This window comes from Xenorhabdus siamensis (assembly GCF_037996745.1).
Classification (GTDB): domain Bacteria; phylum Pseudomonadota; class Gammaproteobacteria; order Enterobacterales; family Enterobacteriaceae; genus Xenorhabdus; species Xenorhabdus indica.
Genome location: NZ_JBBMXE010000010.1, coordinates 288,000 through 311,257 on the forward strand (window position 1 = coordinate 288,000; position 23,258 = coordinate 311,257).

Annotated in this window: 10 protein-coding genes and 1 pseudogene; 10 read left to right on the forward strand and 1 reads right to left on the reverse strand. The window is 45.9% G+C overall.

Annotated features, from left to right (window positions below; genetic code table 11):
• Positions 1-13 precede the first annotated feature (13 nt).
• The 9 genes and pseudogenes from AAC852_RS11705 (at position 14) to AAC852_RS11745 (ending at position 17,243) form a co-directional block, all read left to right on the forward strand.
• Complete coding sequence (locus tag AAC852_RS11705; RefSeq protein WP_340621177.1) at positions 14-6,886, forward strand: amino acid adenylation domain-containing protein; 6,873 nt, start codon at positions 14-16, stop codon at positions 6,884-6,886.
• A gap of 44 nt (positions 6,887-6,930) precedes the next feature.
• Positions 6,931-11,976 carry a type I polyketide synthase gene (locus tag AAC852_RS11710; RefSeq protein ID WP_340621178.1) on the forward strand — a complete coding sequence of 1,682 codons (5,046 nt, stop codon included), beginning with the start codon at positions 6,931-6,933 and terminating at the stop codon, positions 11,974-11,976.
• Positions 11,973-13,304 (forward strand): condensation domain-containing protein, encoded by a 1,332-nt coding sequence (locus AAC852_RS11715; RefSeq protein WP_340621179.1) that lies wholly within the window; start codon positions 11,973-11,975, stop codon positions 13,302-13,304. The genes AAC852_RS11710 and AAC852_RS11715 overlap by 4 nt, the downstream gene beginning before the upstream one ends.
• Entirely contained in the window at positions 13,277-13,558 is a 282-nt protein-coding gene (locus AAC852_RS11720) for a hypothetical protein (protein WP_340621180.1), read from the forward strand. The genes AAC852_RS11715 and AAC852_RS11720 overlap by 28 nt, the downstream gene beginning before the upstream one ends.
• Before the next feature lie 10 nt (positions 13,559-13,568).
• The gene (locus AAC852_RS11725) at positions 13,569-14,516 is read left to right on the forward strand and encodes an ABC transporter ATP-binding protein (RefSeq protein ID WP_340621181.1); all 948 of its coding nucleotides are present in this window, start codon (positions 13,569-13,571) and stop codon (positions 14,514-14,516) included.
• The gene (locus tag AAC852_RS11730) at positions 14,509-15,606 is read left to right on the forward strand and encodes an ABC transporter permease (RefSeq protein ID WP_340621182.1); all 1,098 of its coding nucleotides are present in this window, start codon (positions 14,509-14,511) and stop codon (positions 15,604-15,606) included. The genes AAC852_RS11725 and AAC852_RS11730 overlap by 8 nt, the downstream gene beginning before the upstream one ends.
• 94 nt (positions 15,607-15,700) lie before the next feature.
• On the forward strand, positions 15,701-15,901 hold the full coding sequence (locus AAC852_RS11735) for a hypothetical protein (protein WP_340621183.1): 201 nt from the start codon (positions 15,701-15,703) through the stop codon (positions 15,899-15,901).
• Positions 15,817-16,914 (forward strand): annotated as a pseudogene (gene fes, locus AAC852_RS11740) (enterochelin esterase). Before AAC852_RS11735 ends, fes begins: the two are co-directional and overlap by 85 nt.
• A gap of 188 nt (positions 16,915-17,102) precedes the next feature.
• The gene (locus AAC852_RS11745) at positions 17,103-17,243 is read left to right on the forward strand and encodes a hypothetical protein (RefSeq protein ID WP_340621184.1); all 141 of its coding nucleotides are present in this window, start codon (positions 17,103-17,105) and stop codon (positions 17,241-17,243) included.
• Between the two features lie 20 nt (positions 17,244-17,263).
• Here AAC852_RS11745 and AAC852_RS11750 read toward each other — a convergent pair whose 3' ends face one another.
• On the reverse strand, positions 17,264-17,620 hold the full coding sequence (locus AAC852_RS11750) for a hypothetical protein (protein ID WP_340621185.1): 357 nt from the start codon (positions 17,618-17,620) through the stop codon (positions 17,264-17,266).
• Positions 17,621-18,784: 1,164 nt separating this feature from the next.
• Here AAC852_RS11750 and AAC852_RS11755 point away from each other — a divergent pair.
• Positions 18,785-23,258 (forward strand): amino acid adenylation domain-containing protein (locus AAC852_RS11755; RefSeq protein ID WP_340621186.1); only part of this gene is annotated, 4,474 nt, incomplete at its 3' end.

Here is a 23,258-nt window from a genome sequence, read left to right on the forward strand (position 1 = left end):
AGAAACGATAACAATGAAATATGCCCGACATCTGCAAAGTGAAGGGTATTTTGCCGGAGGTTTTATGCAGGAAAATACATTTCAATTTAAAGCATCCCTAGCGCAAAAACGTTTGTGGTTGCATGAACAACTCGAACAACAATCGGCCATTTATCACATCACGACTGCGCTGCTGCTTGAGGGAAAATTGGAGATACCGGCACTTCAGCAGGCTATCAGCGATATGGTGGACAGGCACGAGTCTTTCCGTACAGATTTTGTTTATCAAGATGGCACGCTTTATCAGCGTTGTCATGAATCGGTTTCTTTACCGCTGGTGACGGTTGATTTGTCTATGCTGAGTGAAGAACAGCAAAAGCAACGTTTACAGCGGGACAGCCAGCAGCCATTTAATTTACAACAGGCTCCTCTGTTGCGTTTTACCTTGTATCGTTGTGGCGCTGAACATGGAGAAGATCGCCATTATCTGGTGATGGTATTACACCATATTATTTCTGATGGCTGGTCTGCCGGTATTATCAGTCGTGAACTGACTGCTTGTTATAACGCTCGTCGGCAGGGCAATGTCCCTGAACTGCCGCCGTTACCCATTCAGTACATTGATTACTCTGAATGGCAGCACCAACAGCATGAAAATAGTGAATTTGAGACATCGCTGACATGGTGGAAAGAAAAACTGTCCGGTGTTGAACCCATCGCTCTGCCTTTTGATTACCCACGTCCTAATCGTTTGAGCCTGCGAGGTAAAACGCACTGCTTCACTTTATCCCCTGAATTGACTCAGGCCTTGACACAACAGGCACAACGACAGAATAAGACGCTATTCTCTACCCTGTTAAGTGCGTTTTACCTGTTACTTTACCGTTATAGCGGCCAAACGGATCTGGTTGTGGGTTCTCCGGTCTCAGGACGCGGGCAACTGGAACTGGAAGGCGTTGTCGGTTTCTTTGTGAATACATTGGCTTACCGGATTGAACTGGAGCCGCACGCCACGTTTGCCGAATTGCAGCAGCAGGTTTTTGATACGGTCCTTGACGGCCTGTCGCATCAACAGGTGAGTTTTGAACAACTGGTGGAAGCGATCAATCCCAAACGTGATCTGAGCTACTCCCCGTTATTCCAGGTGATGTTCGCTTTCGATGGTTCTGACTCTGCCGGATGGCAATTTGAGGGAATGAAAGCGACGCCATTCACGTTATTAGGGGATCACGCCAAATTCGATTTGACCTTATCCATGGAAAAAGTGTCAACGGCAGATGGCACAGAACAATTGCGGGGAGCATTGGAATACAGCCGTGATTTGTTCAGTGAAGCGACTATCAGGCAGTTTGAGGCGAATTTCCACTTCCTGTTGCAGGAAATTGCCCAGAATGCCCAAACCGCGCTGACTGATTACCAGTGTATCAATGAGGCTGAAAAACATTGGCTTCTGCATGAATGGCCGCGTCAACTGCGTCATCATCCGGTGACACAGACTCTGCATCAGGCGTTTGAACAACAGGTCTTACGTCGTCCACAGGCGATTGCCCTGAGTGCTGATCATGGACGGATGTTGACTTATAACCAGCTTAATCAGCGTGCCAACCAACTGGCACATTATATTCTGCAAATCAGGCGGCAAATAGAAGCAACCACAGAGTTTACACCGCGGGTTGGTCTTTGCCTGGAGCGTGATGAGGAGATGCTGGTAGCTATTCTGGCTGTACTGAAAGCCGGATTAGCCTATTTGCCGATTGACGGCAGCCACGCGCCGGAACGGGTGCGTTTCTACGTTGAAGATGCCAAGGTTCAGTTGGTGATTGGTATCCCTCAATATCGCCCCCTGTTTGACCACGAAAAAGTGGATTATCTCTGCATCGACACGGAAAAAACCTTTATCCAGACCATGTCTCTGGTTAACCCGGATGTGCCTTGTCAGCCGGATGCACTGGCTTATGTCATTTATACCTCAGGTTCTACCGGTGTACCGAAAGGGGTGGAAATACCCCATGCCAATGTCATGCGGTTGTTCAGCGCCAGTGAACGCCATTTTACATTTACAGAAAATGATGTCTGGACACTCTTCCACTCCTGTGCTTTTGACTTCTCCGTATGGGAAATATGGGGGGCGCTATTGTACGGTGGGCGTCTGAGCATCGTGCCTTATTGGGTCAGCCGTACACCGGAGCACTTCTATCAATGGGTGCAACAAGAAAAAGTCACGGTGTTGAATCAGACACCGTCTGCTTTCCTGCTCTTTATTACGGCAGATGATCAATTGAGTGAGGCACAAAAGAACGAAATAGCCCCTTCGTTGTCACTGCGCTATGTGATTTTGGGCGGTGAAGCGCTGGAGCCGGCTAATTTACTGGGCTGGTTCAAAAAACACGGGGATGAAAAGCCTGAAATTATCAACATGTACGGCATCACCGAAACCACAGTGCATGTGACCTACCGCAGGATTAGGCAGGCTGATGCCTTGCAAGGCGGCAAAAGCCCGATTGGTGAAGCGCTGGATGATCTGGAAATTTTCCTGCTGGATAAACAGGGCAAATTATCCCTGTTAGGCGCGGTGGGAGAAATGTACGTCGGGGGAGCGGGTGTGGCACGGGGCTATCTGAACCGTCCTGAACTCACAGCACAACGTTTTATCGACAAACGGCAGATTTTCCCACAGGCGGAAGCCGGACAGCGGTTATACCGGAGTGGAGATTTGGCCCGTTTACGGCGCGATGGTTCTCTGGAATACCTCGGACGTGCCGACCATCAGGTGAAGATCCGTGGCTTCCGTATTGAACTGGGCGAAATTGAAACCGCCCTGAAACGTATTGATGCCATAGCACAGGCTGTCGTGATGGCTCACCAATATGAGGGTAATCAGGCTTCTCATCTGGTGGCTTATATCGTACCGGCTTCTCACTCCAGCCCTATATCGTCCGCTGAAACGTTATCAGTAGAAACAATAAGAGCTGAGTTAAAACACACTCTGCCGGACTATATGTTGCCATCGGCCTTTATTTTCCTTGATGCCCTGCCATTGACCAGTAATGGCAAGATTGATCGCAAGGCACTCCCTGCACCGCAGCAAGTACGGCCGCAGCTAGCCAGTAAATATCAGGAAGCCCGCAATGAAACCGAGACAACACTGCTGATGTTATGGCAGGAAACATTGCCAGTGTCCCAGATTGGTATTCACGATAACTTTTTTGCCTTAGGGGGTGACTCTCTGCGTGGAGTGCAATTGACGGGTAAAGCACAGGATCGTGGCTGGCCCTTGACGCTGGTGGATCTGTTCCAGCACCAGACTATAGCAGAACTGGCCGCCCTGATTGATGAACGCGGGGCGAATCAACCGAATAAAGCGCATCAACAGCCGCGACAAAGCATTGCTCCGTTCAGTCAGATATCAGAGAAAGATCGCCAGCGTTTAGAGGAAAAGCGGGAAAAAATCATTGATGCCTATCCGCTCAGCCGGATGCAGGCGGGTATGTTCTATCACATGAACATGTCTCCTGATGCTAATGTGTATCACTGTACCGGAACTTCCCATCTGCGCGTGAATGGACGATTTGATGAACAGGCATTCAGGGAAGCGACAGCCCAGACCGTGGCTGCTCATGATGTACTGCGCACTGCGTTTGATATGGAAAATTACAGCGAACCTCTTCAGTTAGTTTATCAGTTTGCTGAATTGCCGATTGTTGTTGAAGACTTGCGTCATTTGTCAGAAAAAGAGCAGGATGAACGGGCAAAAGCGTTACTGGAAGCAGAACGGGTCAATCCATTTGATCTGCTGAATCCGACACTGTTGCGTTTCTTCATTCAATTACGTACGGATAACTCATTCCAGTTTACGATGACCGAATGTCACCCGGTCTTTGATGGCTGGAGTTATAACACCATGATCGTGGAAGTGTTCAATCGCTACGCCACGTTAACAGGACAAGCCAACTGGCAGGCACCGGATAAAAAATCGCTGGAATACCGTGACTTTATTGCACTGGAACAAGCTGCCATTGCTGATGAGAAACAAAAAGATTATTGGGCTCAGAAACTGGATGATTGCACTATCCTTGAACTGCCCCGTAAGCAGCATACAGACGGAATTAATGATGTTGCTGCATCTGCAATCAGTCCGAAATTGAAATCCTTTTCGCTGATACTGGATAGTACTGTTTATCAGGGATTGCGCCACCTGATGCAGCAACTGAGCGTGCCGCTGAAAAGTATCCTGCTGACCGGCCATATTAAAGTGATGAGTATTTTCAGCGGAGAGCATGACATTCTGACAGGGATCACGGCCAATGGCCGCCCGGAAGCTCAGGGCGGTGATCACCTGTATGGTTTGTTCCTTAATATCCTGCCGTTCCGCCAGATTTTGGCCCCTGTTTCCTGGCATGAACTGATCCGACAAGTCTTTGCTAACGAAATTGAAGCGATCCCTTATCGTCGTTATCCGTTAGCGGAAATTCAGCGTCAATTTGGTCAGCAACCGTTATTGGATGAAGTCTTGTTTAACTACATTGACTTCCATATTTACGACCAGATGGTACCGGAAGTAGGGTTAGAGGTTGTGGACAGGCTGCATACTCAGGATGTTTATGAGGGCACTCACTTTACATTAGATGTACATTTTCAGCATCTGACTCTCTCGTCTGCTTTGGCAAGTGATCAAATCTCTGTCCAGCTTGATTATGACGAAAATAAAATCAGCCGCGGATTAGCGGCGAACATGGCTGAATGCTATGCTGCTGTATTTGCTGCTATGGTGGCAGATCCGCAGGCATTGCACTGTGCCAGCCACTTCCTGCCGATAATTCAACAACGGAAGATTGAAAGTTTCAATCAGGGAGCACCGGGCTATCAAGGGCAAGAAACACTGGCAGCATTGTTTGCTGAACAGACAGCCCGTACTCCTTCAGTATGCGCAGTTGAATACGGAGAGCGGCAACTCAGTTATCTGGAGCTACATCAGCAATCCAACCAACTGGCCCATTTACTGGCACAAAAAGGGGTAAAACAGGGGCAGTATGTTGCTCTGTTATTGGGACGCAGTATTGAGTTAGTTATTTCAATGCTGGCGCTGGTAAAACTCGGCGCGGTTTATCTGCCACTTAATACCGAAGATCCAGATATCCGTCTGATTGAGCAGATCGAAGATACACGATGTGATCTGCTGATTATTGACAGGCGGATAACCGACAGGTTGTTGCCTTCGATTGCACCGCATCTTCCTCCCATTTTGTGGTTGGATGAAGAGCAGTCTGCACTGGCACAGATGCCGATCACTGATCTGCCGGATAATCTTAGCCATTACGCGGAAAACCAAGCCAATATACCAGCCTATGTCATGTATACCTCAGGTTCCACCGGTAAACCTAAAGGGGTGTTGATCGGGCAGAAAGGCATTATTCGTCTGGTCAAAGATGTCAGTTATATTGATTTCCAAACCTTTGGTCGTTGCCTGCAATTGGCATCTGTCAGTTTTGATGCCTCAACATGGGAAATCTGGGGGCCGTTGCTGAATGGTGGCTCTATAGTGATCTACCCGCAGGGCGCCATCTCTATACTCCTGTTGGAAAAAATCATTAAGGAGTCGGGAGTGGAAAGTCTGTTCCTGACATCTTCATTGTTTAATCTGATTGTTGATGAGCGGCCACAAACACTGCAAACAGTAAAACAGCTTATTTCCGGTGGGGAGGCGATGTCATCATGGCATGCAGCTCGCATTAAGGAGCGCTACCCTGAACTGCTTCTGATCAATGGCTACGGCCCGACAGAAAATACGACTTTCACCACCAGCCATTGTTACCGTGGTACAGAAGGTAACAGTGTACCAATCGGCAAACCGAATGAAGGTAATCTGGTCTATATTCTTGATACTTTCCATCAACCCGTCCCTATCGGCACTGCGGGTGAGTTGTACGTTGGCGGTGATGGTCTGGCAATGACATATCTGAATCAGGAGAGCCTTTATCAAGACCTGTTTATTGAAAATCCATTCGATAAATCCCTTTCCGCCCGGTTATATAAAACCGGAGACCGTGGGCGTTATCTTCCTAATGGTGATATTGAATATCTGGGACGCATTGATAACCAGAACAAAATCAGAGGCTATCGGGTGGAGACCGGGGAAATTGAAGCCGTGTTGTGTAAACATCCTGATGTTGAACGTGCTGTTGTTCGTGTAATTGAGGAAAACCGGGGCAAACGGATCGCAGCTTATGTTGTTCTGAGTGCCGGACAAACACTGAATACGATGGAATTGCGCAGTTATCTGGCGGAAAGATTACCACGCTACATGATCCCAGCCTATTTCAGGGCTCTGTCTTCTCTGCCATTGAATGCCAACGGCAAGATCGATATTGCGCGGCTACCGCACCATGATGTCTTGAATAATGGCGGAGCTCCGTTTACTGCGACAACTACGATTATTTCTACTACAACTCATTCTACTACAACTATTGCCCCCACAGATGCCATGACTACAGAAGCAGACGCTGTTGCAACGGAGGCTGTGGAAGAAGAAAGCGCACAATGGGAATTATCATCCGATCCGACTGTACAGGCCATTCAGCAAGTCTGGGCTGACGTTCTGGATATGGAATTCCCTGATTGTGATGAAAACTTTTTCGATCTGGGGGGCGATTCACTGCTCTTGGCTCGTGTCCATCTGAAACTGCATGCGTTGGGTTATAACCGCCTGTCCATCATTGATTTGCTGAATTACGCCACTATTCATCAGCTTGCTCAGTTTATCAACGGCGGGCGTGAACAGGATGATCACAACGTATCGTCATCAGCCATGAACATAGGACAGAAAAATAACGAGATGAGTCAGAGCAATATCGCTGATGGTCGTCAACGTCTGGCTGAAATGCAGAAAAAAATGCAGCAGAAGCAGTAACAGGCAAAGGAATAGCGGGCAAACGGGAAGAGGAATAGCGGATTATGAATAACACCAATGTTAATAAAGTTCAGGTGGATCAATCTCAGATGACACAATCAATGGAATCAATGTTGCATGGTTTTGAAATTGCCATTATTGGTATGGCCGGGCAATTTCCCGGTGCTAATGATATTGAACAATTCTGGCAGAATATTGCGGCCGGTGTTGAATCCATCAGGCCACTGAGTGATGCTGAACTGGATGCAGAAGGAATATCAATGGAGGCTCGTTCGCGAGCCGACTTTATTCGTAATGCTTCCGTATTAGACCATCCGGAAGATTTTGATGCGGAATTTTTTGGTTATTCGCCACGGGAAGCGCAGGCTATTGATCCACAGCAGCGTCTGTTTCTGGAAACCTCATGGCTGGCTTTGGAAAATGCCGGCTATACACCGGAGAAATTCCACGGAGTAATTGGTGTATATGCCAGCAGTTCCGGCAGTAGCTATTTACTGCACTATTTGTTGAATTACCCCACGGTAATACGGCGCTTTTTGTCGGACATGTTGTTATTTGGTAATAATAACGACCTGCTTTCGACCCGGGTATCTTATAAGCTCAACTTGCGGGGGCCGAGTTTTACCATCGGCTCTGCCTGTTCAAGTTCAATGGTGGCCTTACACTATGCTTGTCAGTCTTTGCTGGCAGGAGAGTGTGACATTGCGTTAGGTGGCGGTGTTCATATCGGTTTTCCATCCCACAGCGGCTATCACTTTGAGGGTAGTGGTATTCTATCCCATGATGGGCATTGTCGTACTTTCGATGCTGAGGCATCCGGTACATTGGGTGGTGATGGTGTCGGTGTTCTGGTGCTTAAACGGTTACAGGATGCATTGGACAGCGGCGATCATATTTACGCGATTATCAAAGGTTCTGCGGTAAATAACGATGGGGCGGAGAAAATTGGTTTTACCGCACCTTCAGTAGCAGGCCAGACTGCGGTACTTCGGCGCGCATTATTGGCGGCAGATGTTCCGGCAGAGAGTATCAGTTATATAGAAGCCCATGGCACAGCCACTCATCTTGGTGATCCTATGGAGATGAAAGCGCTGCTTAATGCTTATGATCAGCAGGCTGTCAGGGTTCAGGCATTATTATCTCAGGAACAGCTATCTCATGAACAACTAGCTCAGGAGGAACAATTAGTTCAGGCGCAATTGTCTGGCGAGCTGTTAACCGATCGGATACGTTGTGCAGTTGCTTCGGTAAAAGCCAATCTGGGGCATGTAGATTCCGCTGCGGGTGTAACGGGAGTCATGAAAGTTGCACAGATGCTGACACACCGTTATCTGCCACCCGCGGTCAACTTTACCCGCTTGAACCCGGAAATTAATCTGACTGGCTCAAGATTTTATATCCCGATAAAAGGAGAGGAATGGCAGAGCCGGAGCGTTCGTCGCGCAGGGGTCAGCTCCTTTGGTATCGGAGGAACCAATGCCCACATGATCTTACAGGAAGCGCCCTGTGTTCCCCCATCAGGCCCCGCTCATTCGCAGCAGCTACTCTGTTTCTCAGCCAAAACGCCGGCAGCATTACGGGCAAATATGCTGAAATTTCGTCAGTGGTTGGAAAAATCGTCTCAATTGCCATTGGCTGATATCGCGTACACCCTGCATATCGGCCGTCACGAAATGGATTACCGACATAGTCTGGTATGCCATGATCACAAAAGCGCTATTGCGGCGCTGGACAATTATTTATCCCAGACAACACAGGAAAATGCGGTACAGGAAAATACAGTACGTACAGTTTCTTCATCAGTTGTCTTTATGTTCAGCGGGCAGGGGGCCCAGTATTCCGGCATGATGAAAGGATACTATGAGCAGGAGCCGCAATTTAAAACCACTGTTGATAAATGCGCGGTGATCCTGCTTCCCTTACTGGGACGAGATATCCGTACGCTGATCTTCGACTCCGCTGAGCATGATGAAGCATCGGCCCTGTACCAAACGCGCTATACCCAACCCGCTCTGTTCGTTGTTGAATATGCGTTGAGCCAGTTACTGATGGAATGGGGGATCCGCCCGACAGCTTGTATTGGTCACAGTATAGGCGAATATGTAGCAGCTTGCCTTGCTGGCGTATTTACCTTAGAGGATGCATTGAAGATTGTGGTCAGGCGGGCAGGATTAATGAATCAGATGCCCGCCGGTAAAATGTTAGCGGTGGGGCTTGATGCAAAAACATTACAGGGCTATCTCGGTGAAGGCGTAACACTGTCTGCTTATAATGCCCCTGAGCTTTGTGTCGTATCCGGTGAAACTGACGCTATATTAGCGCTGGAAGGCCGTCTTGCGGAAGAAACTGAAAATAGCATCGAAGTAAAGGCGTTGCATACATCCCATGCTTTCCACAGTACCATGATGGATGGCTGTCTGGAGCCGTTCAGGCAGGCATTTGATGGTGTATCATTATCAGCGCCCAAATTGCCATTTATCTCTTGTGTAACAGGAACGTGGATCACGGCTGAACAAGCAACATCTCCTGATTATTGGGCTCGTCAGTTACGTGAGCCAGTCTCATTCAGTCAAGGTATTGCGTGCTTGTTGTCCCAACAAATGGCATCTGCGAAAGGTCAGTCTCAAAAAACCTCATCGCCAAAAACACCAGTCTTATTAGAAGTCGGACCGGGCAGCACTTTGGCCGGACTGGCAAAAATACAGAGCACGGGGATATCGGCATATCAACGAGTGCTCAGCAGTACACGTGGGATCAAACAAAATATTCAAGATCGGCAGTATTTGTTGAATATATTGGGGCAGTTGTGGCAGCAGGGGATATCTGTAGATTGGGCTGCATTTTATCGGCAACAGAAACGGCATCGCCTTCCTCTGCCCGGATACGTATTCCAGCATCAGCGTTACAGCCTGGATACATTGGTTGATGATGATGCATATCGCAACCATCTTCATTCCGGCCAATCTGTACCGGATAATGGACGACTACCACTAGAACAATGGAGCCATCAGGTTCGCTGGAAACAGATGACCGTACCAGTGCTGGATCATGTCAGTTTGAACGGTCAGGTTTTCCTGATTTTTATGGATCAGGCCGGAATAGGAAAGCGGTTAACGACGGCACTGACACAATTGGGGGGTGAAGTCTGGCGGGTGAGACAGGGCAAGCATTTCCATACCGATACCACTTCCCGTCAGGTAACGATTAATCCGCAGCACAGTGAAGACTATCAGGCTCTGGCAGATTTGCTTAAACAGCAGAAAGTGCGGGTGAATAACATTATTCATGCCTGGTCGATAACTCGTTCGCCCTCCATTGCATTGAAAACCGCTTTCACAAATTATGAATCCTTACTGCATATTGCGCGGCAATTTGCCGTGGATAGCGTTTTATCGGATCACTTCTCAACCGATGGAATGGAAACAAAGGAGGGACTGCAAGCTGATGTCTTAAAAACAGATGTCTTAAAAACCAGCCCATTAAGAATAAACATTCTCTCTAACCGACTGCATGTTATTACCGAACATGATTGTAATGATCCTGCCAAAGCGTTGCTCATTGGCCCTTGTCGTGTGATCCCAAAAGAATTTGAGCAGGTACAGTGTAAGAGTATTGACATTGCACTGCCCGCTACCCGATGGTCACTGCCTTTACTCAATCCGATTCAGTCCAACGCGATAATGTCAACATTACTGGCGGAGATCCTTAGACAACCGGAAGGGCAGAATACAGCGCAACAGAACGAACAAGACAATATCGTGGCACTCCGTGGCAGACATCGTTATGTCCCGTTGCTTGAAACCGTCACACTGCCGGTTGCATCGCTGCCATTATTCAGCCAGGGAGGCAATTACCTGATCACTGGGGGATTTGGTGGTATTGGTGCCACGATAGCCACTCATCTGGCGAGCCGTTATCAGCCTCATTTAATTTTCATTAGCCGCAGTGAATTGCCACCCCAAAATGAGTGGTCAGATTGGCTGGAGAATCATGATGCCGACAACAAACGGTCACGTCATATCCGTTTATTGCAACAGTTACAACAGATGGGGGCTTCTGTTTCTGTCATTGCAGCCGATTTAGCGGATGCGGCCAGAGTCGGTAAAGCACTAACAGATGTTGTACTCCAGCATGGGCAGATCCACGGCGTTTTCCACTGTGCTGGTATTGCGGACGGCGGACTGATTCAAAACCGCAGTCTCGAAGACTCGCTTCGGGTTTTCCAATCAAAAGTGGTGGGAACACAAGTATTGGATAACTGGTTTAAACGTCAACCGCTGGATTTCTTCGTTCTGTGCTCATCGCTGGCATCTACTGTAGGATCAATGGGGCAAGTTGCTTATTGTGCAGCAAATGCCTTTGAAGATGCTTATGCCTTGTCACGTCATCAACACTATTCAATTAACAAAAACGCAATCAATAAAAACTGTACCCGTTATCTTGCCATTGGTTGGGATTCATGGCGTGAAGTTGGAATGGCGGTGGATAGCTTGCGCCAGTGGTATCAGGATGATGAGGAACAGGAAAGTATTAAACACGGTATCCTGCCGGAAGAAGGTTGCCAATTATTGGAGTCACTATTGGCACATGGTGACAGTGTTTATGCCATTTCTACCCGTGGCTTACCGCTGCCGGACCTTGACCACGGATCAGAAGAGAATACTGCGGCAGGGCAAGAGCCAAATGTGGTGAAGACAAGCTCATGGCAAAGTGACGCAGCTTCCACACAGAAATCTTCTACACAGAAGAGCGCTACCCAGAAAACAGATGAACAGAAATTGTATCCCCGCCCGGTATTGAGTGTCGATTATCAACCGCCCCGTAATCAAACAGAAGAGATTATTGCTGATATCTGGCAGGAAAAAATGGGGATTGGCCCATTGGGTGTATTTGATGATTTCTTTGAACTCAATGGTCACTCGCTCATGGCGGTGCAGATCATCGCAAAAATTAAACAACGGCTGCAAGTAACGTTTCCCGTAGGTTTTATTTATGAACACTCCACCATTGAGCAATTAGCTGAACAGGTCAATCTGCGCAGCAGGCAGAAAACGGAAAATCTGACAGATAACCAAGGGGGAAGGAAATGACCGCCCATACTCAGAAGCGCGAGACAGTGCTGACTGTGCATCATTCAGGAAAGAATAAAGGGAAGGGAAATTGGTTCCCGCTGGGGTATGCTCAGCTCTGTTTCTGGTTTGTATCCACTGCACTTGGGGATACAGCCAACAATCAGGTAGGTATTTTGATTGAAGGGGACTTGCGGACAAACTTGCTGGAGCAAGCCATCAATAACCTGATTCAGTCGCATATCTCCCTGCGTACGGAAATCCTGGACTATGTGCCGATGCAACGGACTTGCCATGTCCGGGAGTTCGACTTACCCCTACAGGATCTGTCAGGGTATGATGCCGATGAGCAGGAGCAGTTCATTATCAAAAATGCCCGGCAGTTCCTGAATACACCATTTGACCTGAAATCACCACCTCATCTACGGGCGCAGCTTTTCCGGCTGGAGGAATCAAAGCATCTGCTGTTTTTATGTTTTCCTCACATTGTGGCAGATGGCGGCGCTATGCACCTGTTTGAACAACAACTATGGCGGTTTTATGCACAAGGATGTCAGGGGAAGAAAAATCCGTTACGTATAGATAAAAGCATGGCAAATCAAATGCAGATTGATGAATGGGTACGCTATGAGCGGGAGATCCATCAGCGTCAGGGGCAGCAGGATCTGGCTTTCTGGCGGCGTCATTTGATGGGATATTCCTATGCGCGTTTTCCCGCCAGTGACCTCAATCAAGTGCACTTTATCGACCATGAGTTCTATCTGCCGTTTCCCGATGATAGCTACGCATTGTTGAATGTTCTGGCGAAACAGTACAAGGCAACGTTGCAGATGGTCTTTCTGACATTAGTTGCTGAGGTTGTTCATGAAATGACAGGGCAGTCACGTTTCTCACTCAATTCGGTGCTGGAAGGGCGGGAACAGCCCGGAAGTGAGACGCTAATGGCACCCATGTTGCGTGTCATGCCAGTGCCTATCAACATGGACAGGATCACAGCTAAAGCAGCAGAACTGGGGCGGCAACCGTCGCCTTGCTGGAACAAGTCAGGGAAAATATTTTGTGTGCTTATGATCATATGGAATGCCCGTGGAGTCTGCCTGTTGGTGTTATGGCTAGGCAGCGTTGGCACAACAGTCCCTGGCTGTATTCTCTGGCAATTCGAACAGGTAGCTGGCTCTATAGCAAAATATTCCGGCGTGCTCAACTTTACCCAAGCTTTTTGGCTGATTTTCTGTTTATGGAGCCGAGACCGCCGCAGTCTATTATTCGCCAAAACAAACACAGTGTGGAAATTTCGCAACCAACGATTAACATCAATATATTGCAGGATGCATTTAAATCTACGGTAGCTGATAACAAACCGGGTGGATTGCATCTGAGTGGTTATTGGAAAAGTGAACACCGGGAACAACAAACCTTATCCAGTCAACCAATATCCACCGGATGGGAAAATGACTCCATCAATATTTACGTCACACTCTCTGAAGATGGGAAACCAATCATGCAAATCAATTGCTGCTGTTTCAATCAAGATGGGATCACACGTTTTACCGGGTTACTGAAAGCGAAACTATCCTCCCTTTCCCAATTTATCACCATATGAGATACAGAGAATGGGTATTCAGAATCAAGAAGAGAAAGTGATTGAGTTTAACCAAGTCAAGAAACACTTCAAAGATTATCAGGCATTGAAAGGTATTTCTCTGGATGTGTATCGTGGGGAGTTTATTGGCCTGCTTGGCCCGAATGGTGCGGGAAAAACGACACTGGTTGAGATACTAGAAGGCCTGAAAAAACCGGACTCAGGCTCTGTACGGATATTGGGAAAAACATGGCAGCATGACGCACATTACCTGCGTCAGCGTCTCAGTGGTGTCTTACAGGAAACATTGTTTATCAATAAATTGAAAGTGGAAGAAGTTCTGACCCTGTTTGGTAGTTTCTATGGCTGTTCACGTAAACGGGTACAAGATGTTATGGAGTTGGTTGAGCTGACGGAAAAACACAAAACCTATGTGGAGGGGTTATCGGGGGGACAGCGTCAGCGACTGGCACTGGGGGTTGCCATTATGAATGAGCCGGAAATCCTGATACTGGATGAACCTACAACCGGGCTTGATCCGCGTTTCCGCCATGATACCTGGGATATTCTGCGCAAACTTAACCGGGAAAGACAATCAACAATGCTTCTGACAACCCATTACATGGAAGAGGCTGAATACTTATGTGACCGTATTTGTATCATGAACAAAGGGGAAATCATTGCCCAGGGAAGTATGGATGAATTGTTGAAAAAACACTGTAACGGCGACCTGATTGAACTGAGCACCCAATTTCCTGAACGTTTGCAGGAACTGAGTCAACACTGCCAGGTACTGAGTTATGAGTACGATGAGAAAAAACACAAGGTTCGTATGATGATTAACGATTCTGCCAGTTTTGTAGCCTATCTTTTTGAGTTTGCTAAAAAAGTCAATGTAGATATCAATGAATTTATGGTCAGGAAAAAAACATTGGATGATTTGTTCATGATTCTGGCAGGGAGAAGATTCCATGAATAGTGCACTGATCAATCTGATGAAAACTCAATTCCGGCAATATCTCCGTGAACCGGAAATACTGTTCTGGTCATTTGGTTTTCCGTTGTTGTTGGTTTGGTTATTAGGCGTTTCATTCTCATCTCAGGATATCCCGGAAAGGGATATCGGTATCGTCCTGCCTACAGAAATTGCGGAACAGCAGAAGATTAAACAATGGGGAGAGCAGCTTGCAGCACATGAGCACATGATCTCCGGCATTATCAATCAGGATGGAATCAAACGTGATAAATTAGTGAAGGTGAAATATCGCATTAAATTTTATCCTGATCACGATGCTGTGGTTCTGGGGTTGAAACGTGGTGATATCCAGATGTTTATTGAACAGAATGCAGAAGGCAAGCGGGTTCACTACCTTGATCCACAGGACAGTAATGCACTATTGACTTACTACCTGCTCAATCAACAGGAGGGAAAACAGGCAGACGAAAATCTTTTCATACTGGAAACACCGGGGTTACGTTATCTGGATTTCTTAGTGCCGGGATTATTGGCGATGGCAATTATGGAAACCTGTTTGATCGCGGTCGGTTGGGCACTGGCAGAGAAACGCATTGCACGGGTAACACGTCAGATGTGCATCACACCGATGCGTAAATCCACATTTTTGATGGCACATATTCTGGCCTGTCTGATCATCAACTTCGCTGAAATATTGATCATTTATCTGTTTGCTGAAATTTACTTCGACATAGAAATACAGGGATCGTTTTACGCCTTTTTGCTTTTGTTGTTCACGGGGAATATCTGTTTCTCTGGTGTGGCGGTTTTGGTAGCATCCCGCGCCCGCAAAGCCCAGACAGCGAATGGATTGCTGGAAGTTTCGATTCTGATACAGGTTCTGGTATCAGGGATCTTTTTCAGTTACAAACATTTTCCACAATGGATGGTGAGTATCGTTGAATACCTGCCGTTAACCATTCTGGCAGATAATATGCGCAAGGTATTTATTGAAGGTGGGGATTTATTACAAGTTGTGCCCGCTTCAATTGCGTTAGTTGTGATTGGAATTATCGCCTTTATATTAGGAATGCGGATTTTTCGCTGGTATTAATTGGAGGGTATCACGCTGTAGGTATTACTTAAAAATAAGTGGCTGCTTTTGGCAGCCCCTTGTACGGTCAGCGAAATGTCCAAAGGTATTGTTGATGATGGTTGCTTTCATGGTGGTTTCTACGGTTATCAATATCCTGCAAGGTAATATGACTGGCGAGATCCTAATGGGAACGAACAAAACTCACCTTTTCGCCAAGTCTATATTGATATCAATGGCATCACTGATCATCACCGTCCGCAACCACAGAGCCTACAACGATTACCTGAAACGGATATCTGGTATTGGTCAGTGAACCTTGAAGATAGCTGGAGAGGAAGTTATCGATTTATACCTGTTACTGACGCACATTTGCCCCCCAACTTTTCCGACGAAACCAAACAGCGTAATCAACAGCAACGTGAATGGTGGATTTCACTCTTTCTATTATCCATTTCAGATCCTTTAAATTTACAGGGATATCATCGTAATGGGCTTGGTTTGCTTTTATCGGCAATTCATATGCCCCATTCTCCTGAACAGGTTGCATGGTCATTAATTGATGGAACCAGCCCAAATCATGCTGCGCAGCCAGATAAACGAGAGCCTTTGCTTTTGCACTGGCACAGTGAGCGGCTTAACAATCAAAGGCGTGTTTGGCTTTATTCCACAGGAGAAGAAAGTACTTACCCTCGCCCTCTCATCATTCTGTTGGATGGATTGACTTGGGTGGAGAGAGTACCGGTTTTTCCGGTGATTGATATAGCGACTGAAAAACGGCAGATACCAGAGGCGGTTTGGTTGTTGATTGATGTCATTGATATGCCACATAGGGAGCGGGAACTTCCCTGCAACCCCGATTTTTGGCAAGCAATTCAGGATGAATTGTTACCGCTTGTCGCACAGTATGCAGCTTTTAGCGATGATCCTGAACAAACAGTGATAGCAGGGTAGAGTTACGGTGGGCTGGCGGCATTGTATGCCGCACTCCATTGGCCACAACGTTTTGGCTGTGTTCTCACACAATCAGGTTCTTTCTGGTGGCCTGATAGCAAAATTGTTCGACAGTTTATGCCATCTTCTGAGCATAAATCCGGTTGGCTGACACAACAGGTTCTTGGGCAAAAAGTTATTCCTTCGTCATTAAAAATATTTCAGGAAGCGGGTTCCCGTGAAGCCGATATCCATTTTGTCAATGATCAAATGCATGCTGCGTTGCAAGGGGCTGGGCATAACGTGAATTATCGTGTGTTTAATGGGGGGCATGATGTATTGTGCTGGCGCGGTGGGTTAATTGATGGCCTGAGTTGGTTGCTGGCAAAAAAATGATATGACAAACCGATTATTGAAATCTAAGAATTGATGAGAATAATAAAATGAATTTGGAACAAAATAATCCTTTTGATGATGACGAAGCCACTTTTTATGTACTGATAAACAATCAACAACATACATGGCGGTATGGTATGGGCGGCTGATTGCTTAATCCAGTCTCCAGACAGTAGCCCTTACGGGCTATGGCAACTTTAGTCGCCGCAGAAACTGGGTTACCAGATATTGAAGAGAATGATATCACTCAGTTGACCGAGCGTTATGGCCCATTATCTGCCGTATTACCGTTACTACCGCTGCAACAAGGGTTATTATTCCATGCATAGACAGCGACCGAGCATGGTAGTTATAACTCATTAACATCAGACCAAGGATATATATAATTTATATGTATTTCTTCTATAGCTTCTGTCAGGGTTTTGGTTCCTCGGAGAGCAATAAAATATTCTCCGGGGTTAGTTATTCTCTCAGCAATATATCCATTAATAACTTTAGTCACGGAAATCATTAATTCATTTTTATTTGTTTTGGCATTTTTTTCAAGATGAAAGTTGTTACCCAAAATATAACCTGTCAATTTCCATCCATCTCTTTCTATGCGTGGATCTGGGGGAGGTTTCGGGTCATTTGGATATTGTTCATACATACTTGCTGCATATAGAACTAACGATGCGAATTTATCAGCGGCATTTACAGAATACATAGCATATCTCCTTAATATAGGTTTTATAAAAAACTAAATAGTTAACTAAAGTATATTTAGATTTGTAGAATCTACCTGGAATTTTGGTAAATATTTTGTATTTTTTTGTTGGCTTTTTTTAGTTATCTTAACGAAAGCCAACAAGTTAATCCTAATTAATTAACATGGTTGTTGAATTGACAGGTGGGATTGAAAAATTAATGACTCATATTAATATATAATTAATTTAATTGATGTTTTTATATTTGGTTATTATTTTTATTAAATATAATTAATTTAGGATAGTTGACTACTATTTTAAACATGTTGTATGAACTAAATAGTTCTAAGATTACATTAATAATTTTGCAGCCTAGAAGATGATAAATACATTAATATAACTGATCATAAAGAGGCGGGTATGTCAGAGCTATATTCAATTTTTGAACTGATTGACAATGCTGTGTTACTGGAACTGAATTACCAATTCAGCATTGTACCTTCGTAATCCATCACTTCCGGGGATTCGCTCCCTTGCCGTTATGACGTGCCTTGAAAACCATGGAGTATAAGTTTTTTCTCCAAAATCAATTCATTCCTACCTCAAGAATAATAAATATTCACTAAATATTCCCCTATTTAAAATAGATATCCTAGTTATGCCTTAATTGAAAATTATACCTTCTCTCAGTATTCACCTGTCTGTTATACCTTCTGAATAATAAATCAAATGTCAGTATGTAATTTATGAACTATATAATTTGTTTTATTTCTCTCCCCGTAATAATTAAAAAAATACCCTAATTAAATAAAAAATAATGTGGACTTGAATCTAAATGACAATCAAAATTATACAGATAAATAACTGCAAATATAAAGTAACTCATATCAGTAATGGAGAGTATTAACCATTAATACTGGTAAATATCAACTATTTTTGTATAAAGGAGAATGCTGAAAGATTGCGAGAATCTTTGTAGTGATGCAACGATAGATAATAACGAGACTTACCAGATTAAGTAATAATATAAACCGGAACAGGTGAAAAAGCGTTAGATTTCGAATAGTGGATTACATGAATACCAAAGCATGAATTGATTTAGGTTGGGTATAGAGCTGCAATCTACTCGTTTGTGTCATAGAGTGCAAGTGACTTGCGAACGGAATGCATTCGTATAATTTATTATGAGAATACCTGAAAGTGCGTTGAATTCGAATGTACATAGCCTTCATCCTTCGCAGGAGGATGTATTTTACGAACAGGCACTTTATGAAAATAGTCCAATACACAATCTCGGTTGGTATACTTTTATAGAAAAAGAGATTGATATAGCCCTCTTACAAAAGGTGTGGAACGTATTACATCAACATATTGATATGTTGCGCTTGCGTATATCGGTTAATGCAGATAATGAAGCGATACAATACATTGAAGAACAAAGTACGCCAGAATCAATTATATTTCATGATGTTGCAATGAAGTCTGAACCTGAAAAAGAAGCAAAACTTTGGATGCGGCAACAAATTGAAATTCCGATAGATTATTTAAAGGAAATACCTTATCAGGTTTTCCTGATCCGTCTGGCTGATGAAAAGTATTACTTTTTCACTAAAATCCACCATATTATGATCGATGGTGTCGGTTTTTACCGGCTTCATGAGTATGTCCATAAATTATACAAATGTCTTCAGAATGGAACATCAATAGCATGGTTATCGGACATTCCGCAATATTTGACTATAATAGCCAACGCAAGAGAATATCTAAATAAAACTCACTATGAAAAAGATAAAAATTATTGGCTTAACTTTCTAAAAGAAAAAGAAATATATCGATTAACGCCTTGTTATTCAAATACAGGAAGTAGTTATGATACGTTAATATTACCTCTTTCAATTAAAGAGGATTTGCGGTTATTTTGTAAAAAACATCAAACCAATCTGCATCCTATTTTTTCAGGCCTGGTTGTTATGATGATGTCTGAACTTACCGGGCAACAAGAGTTGACTTTTAACACGATCACACATGGAAGAAAGAAAAAATTAGAAAAATACGTTGTTGGCATGAGCGCAAATATATATCCAGTGCATTGTCGAATTTCTAATACAGCAAGTGTGATTGAACAGATTAGGTTGATAGAATCCGAGCTGAAAAGTAGTTACTATCACTGTAGATTCCCTCAATCTCATCTCATCCGAATAGCTAGTCAACACAGGCTTTCTTTGCCTAATATATCTATTTTTTATGAGCGTTTTTCTGAGTCAGCCACTGAACTTACTGAAAATCAGTATTATCATGTAGATGGTGTGTTTAATATTTACCCTATCGTCTTTCGATTGAAAGATTATGGATACGATCAGGAACTAAAAATAACGATAGATTACCGACAGGAATATTTTAGTGAACTGGATATCAACAGAATACTTGAGCGATTACAAAATCTATTCGTTGCCTTGATTAACAATCCTGCATTGTTAGTCAGTGAGTTACCTATTTTATTGGAGCAAGAACGCCAGATATTACTGCATACCTGGAACCAGCCCAATATACCGTATCCGCCAGACCATACTCTCCAGCAGCAATTTGAATCTCAAGTGGCAGCCAGACCGGACAGCGTGGCGCTGGTGTTTGAAGGGGAAACACTGACTTACCGTCAGCTTAATGAACGGGCCAATCAGTTAGCGGCTGTGATCCGGGCACAGTATCAGCAGCAGCGCCATACCCCGATGCCGGCAGATACGCTGGTGGCTCTGTATCTGGATCGCAGTCTGGAAATGGTCATCAGTATACTGGCAGTGCTGAAAGCCGGCGGGGCTTATGTCCCGATATCTCCGCAATATCCGCCTGAGCGTATCCGGTTTATTTTGCAAGATACGGCATCACCTTGTGTTGTGACCCAAACACACTATCTGGCAACACTGGGGGAATATACCCAGACACGGGCTGAACCGCCGGCGTTGATAGCAGCGGATGATCAGGCCGTGACAGAAAACCAGCCGGCAGAAAATCCGGCTCCTGTGAATACAGCGACGGATCTGGCTTACGTCATCTATACGTCGGGCACGACCGGGCAACCGAAAGGCGTGTTGCAGACACATCATAATGTGGTGCGTTTATTTGCGGCCACTCAGGGAGAATATCAGTTTGACCAAAAGGATACCTGGGTGCTTTACCATGCTTACACCTTTGATTTCAGTGTCTGGGAATTATGGGGCGCATTGCTGTATGGCGGGCGTCTGATTATTCCAACAACAGAGTACACGAAGGATTTCGGCAGATTCAGCCGCCTCTGTTCTGATCAGAAAGTTACCGTGTTAAATCAGACGCCGGGGGCATTTTATGCCTTTATTGAAGCATCATTGAACAGGGATGCTGAATTTCCCCATCTTCGCTATGTGATTTTCGGCGGAGATAAACTGAACCCGGTTCAATTAAAACCCTGGTGGAACCGTTACGGCGATCACTCTCCGGCCCTGATTAATATGTATGGGATCACTGAAACAACCGTACATGTCACCTACCGGAAATTAACTCAGGACGACGCGATAACAGCATCCAATATTGGCCGGCCATTAGATGATATGTATGCCTATGTGTTGAATGATGCCGGTCAGCCTGTACCTATCGGTGCACCGGGAGAGTTATACATCGGCGGAGCCGGACTGGCGCGGGGGTATTTAAACCGGCCTGAACTGACCGCCGGGCGGTTTGTGGCAAATCCGTTTGCTACGGATAAAGACAAAGAATACGGTTATACCCGGCTGTATAAAACCGGCGATTTGGTGCGCTGGCGGCCGGATGGCAATCTGGATTATCTGGGCCGCAATGATTTTCAGGTCAAAATCCGGGGTTACCGCATTGAATTAGGGGAAATTGAAAGTGCACTGGCGACCCATCCACAGGTGAAACAGGCGGTGGTGATCGATCGGGAACACGAAGGGGAGCGTGTGCTGGTGGCCTATCTGGTGACGGAGGAGGGGGTATCGGATGACAGCCTGATCGGGCATCTGTCAGCCCGTCTGCCGGAATATATGGTGCCGGCCAGTTTTACCCGTCTTGAGTCTGTGCCACTGACGCTGAACGGCAAACTGGACCGCCGGGCTTTACCAGAGCCTGTCTGGGTAAATAGAGACAGTTATGTGGCGCCCCGCAATGCGCTGGAAACCCAACTCTGTGCCATTTGGCAAGAGGTATTGGGGCTGGAACGGGTTGGCATAGAAGATAACTTCTTCCGTATCGGCGGTAACTCCCTGACAGCGGTTAAGCTGACCGCGGCCATTCGCCGGGTTTTGGCAACCGAGGTCTCGCTGGCACAATTGTTTGAGCTGAAAACCATCGCTGGCCTGACAACCCGGATGGAACAACAGACCTATACGGTTATCCCCCGCCTGCAACGGGAGCGCTACCCGTTATCGTTTGCCCAGGAGCGGATGCTGTTTATCGAACAGTTTGAACAAGGCTCTGATGTCTATCATATTCCTTACCTGGTTCAACTGGATAATGATGCCTGTCTGCCATTATTAGAAACCGCCATTAACCGGCTGGCTGAACGCCATTCAGTGATGAAAATGGTGTACCACAATGATGATACCGGCCAGATTTATCAGCAAATCTTGCATGAAAATCTGGTTATCAGATCCCAGCCCTGTGAAGATTTTAATGCGCTTCTGCACACCGTTCGCGCTGAGATTGCCACGCCATTTGATTTAACCACGGAACCCAGTCTGCGCCTGTGTCACTATCCGGTTTCTGACAGCCACTATTTATTACTGTTATGGCACCATATTGCCATTGATGGCTGGTCAATGGATATCTTTCTGCATGAACTGGCGGAAATTTACCACTCCTTGCGGGAAAAACGGGACAGCCAGCTTCCTGGGCTGGATATCACCTATGGAGATTATGCCGCATGGCAACGCGACTATTTACAGGGTGACATACGTGAACGCCAGCTAGCTTACTGGCGGCAGGCTTTAGCCAACTATGAAGCACTGGCCTTGCCAACTGATTACCCCAGACCGGCTCAGGTGAATTATCAGGGACGGGATTTCACTTTTGCGCTGGACCCCCGGCTTTCTGACCGGTTAAGAAGTCTGGCCAAAATGCAGGAAACAACCCTGTATACCGTGCTGCTCAGTGCCTTTTATGTCACGCTGGCAAAATTAACCGGGCAAAACGATATTGTACTGGGGACCCCCACCGATAACCGTCATCATGCCCAGACTCAGCCCTTGATTGGCATGTTCGTTAATTCACTGGTCTTAAGGGCACAACTGCAACACACTGTCAGCGTGGCAGCCCTGATTGCGCAGACCCATCAGCAGGTTGCCGAAGCCAAAGCCCATCAGGATATGCCGTTTGAACAGCTCCTTGATGCCCTGAATATTGAACGTGATACCGCCCGCCACCCGATTTTTCAGATCATGTTTAGTTTGCAGGGTTCCGGAGAAAATTCGTCAGACAGCCGCCTGCCATTCAGGCCGGTAACACTGGACGATTCTCTGTACAGCCCCGCCAAGTTTGATCTGAGCCTGTTTATGTCCGACGGGCAAACCAGCATTACCGCTTACCTGAACTATGCAGTCAGCCTGTTTGATGAGGCTACCATCGTCAGGCTGACAGAGAGCTATCAACGGGTGCTGGAAGCCTTTGTGGCAG

What these genes read in the sequence shown, in the direction of transcription:
- AAC852_RS11705 (WP_340621177.1), top strand. Translation starts at nt 14, where the DNA reads ATGAAATATGCCCGACATCTGCAAAGTGAAGGGTATTTTGCCGGAGGT.
- AAC852_RS11710 (WP_340621178.1), top strand. Translation starts at nt 6,931, where the DNA reads ATGAATAACACCAATGTTAATAAAGTTCAGGTGGATCAATCTCAGATG.
- AAC852_RS11715 (WP_340621179.1), top strand. Translation starts at nt 11,973, where the DNA reads ATGACCGCCCATACTCAGAAGCGCGAGACAGTGCTGACTGTGCATCAT.
- AAC852_RS11725 (WP_340621181.1), top strand. Translation starts at nt 13,569, where the DNA reads ATGGGTATTCAGAATCAAGAAGAGAAAGTGATTGAGTTTAACCAAGTC.
- AAC852_RS11730 (WP_340621182.1), top strand. Translation starts at nt 14,509, where the DNA reads ATGAATAGTGCACTGATCAATCTGATGAAAACTCAATTCCGGCAATAT.
- AAC852_RS11735 (WP_340621183.1), top strand. Translation starts at nt 15,701, where the DNA reads ATGATGGTTGCTTTCATGGTGGTTTCTACGGTTATCAATATCCTGCAA.
- AAC852_RS11745 (WP_340621184.1), top strand. Translation starts at nt 17,103, where the DNA reads ATGGCAACTTTAGTCGCCGCAGAAACTGGGTTACCAGATATTGAAGAG.
- AAC852_RS11750 (WP_340621185.1), bottom strand. Translation starts at nt 17,620, where the DNA reads ATGTATTCTGTAAATGCCGCTGATAAATTCGCATCGTTAGTTCTATAT.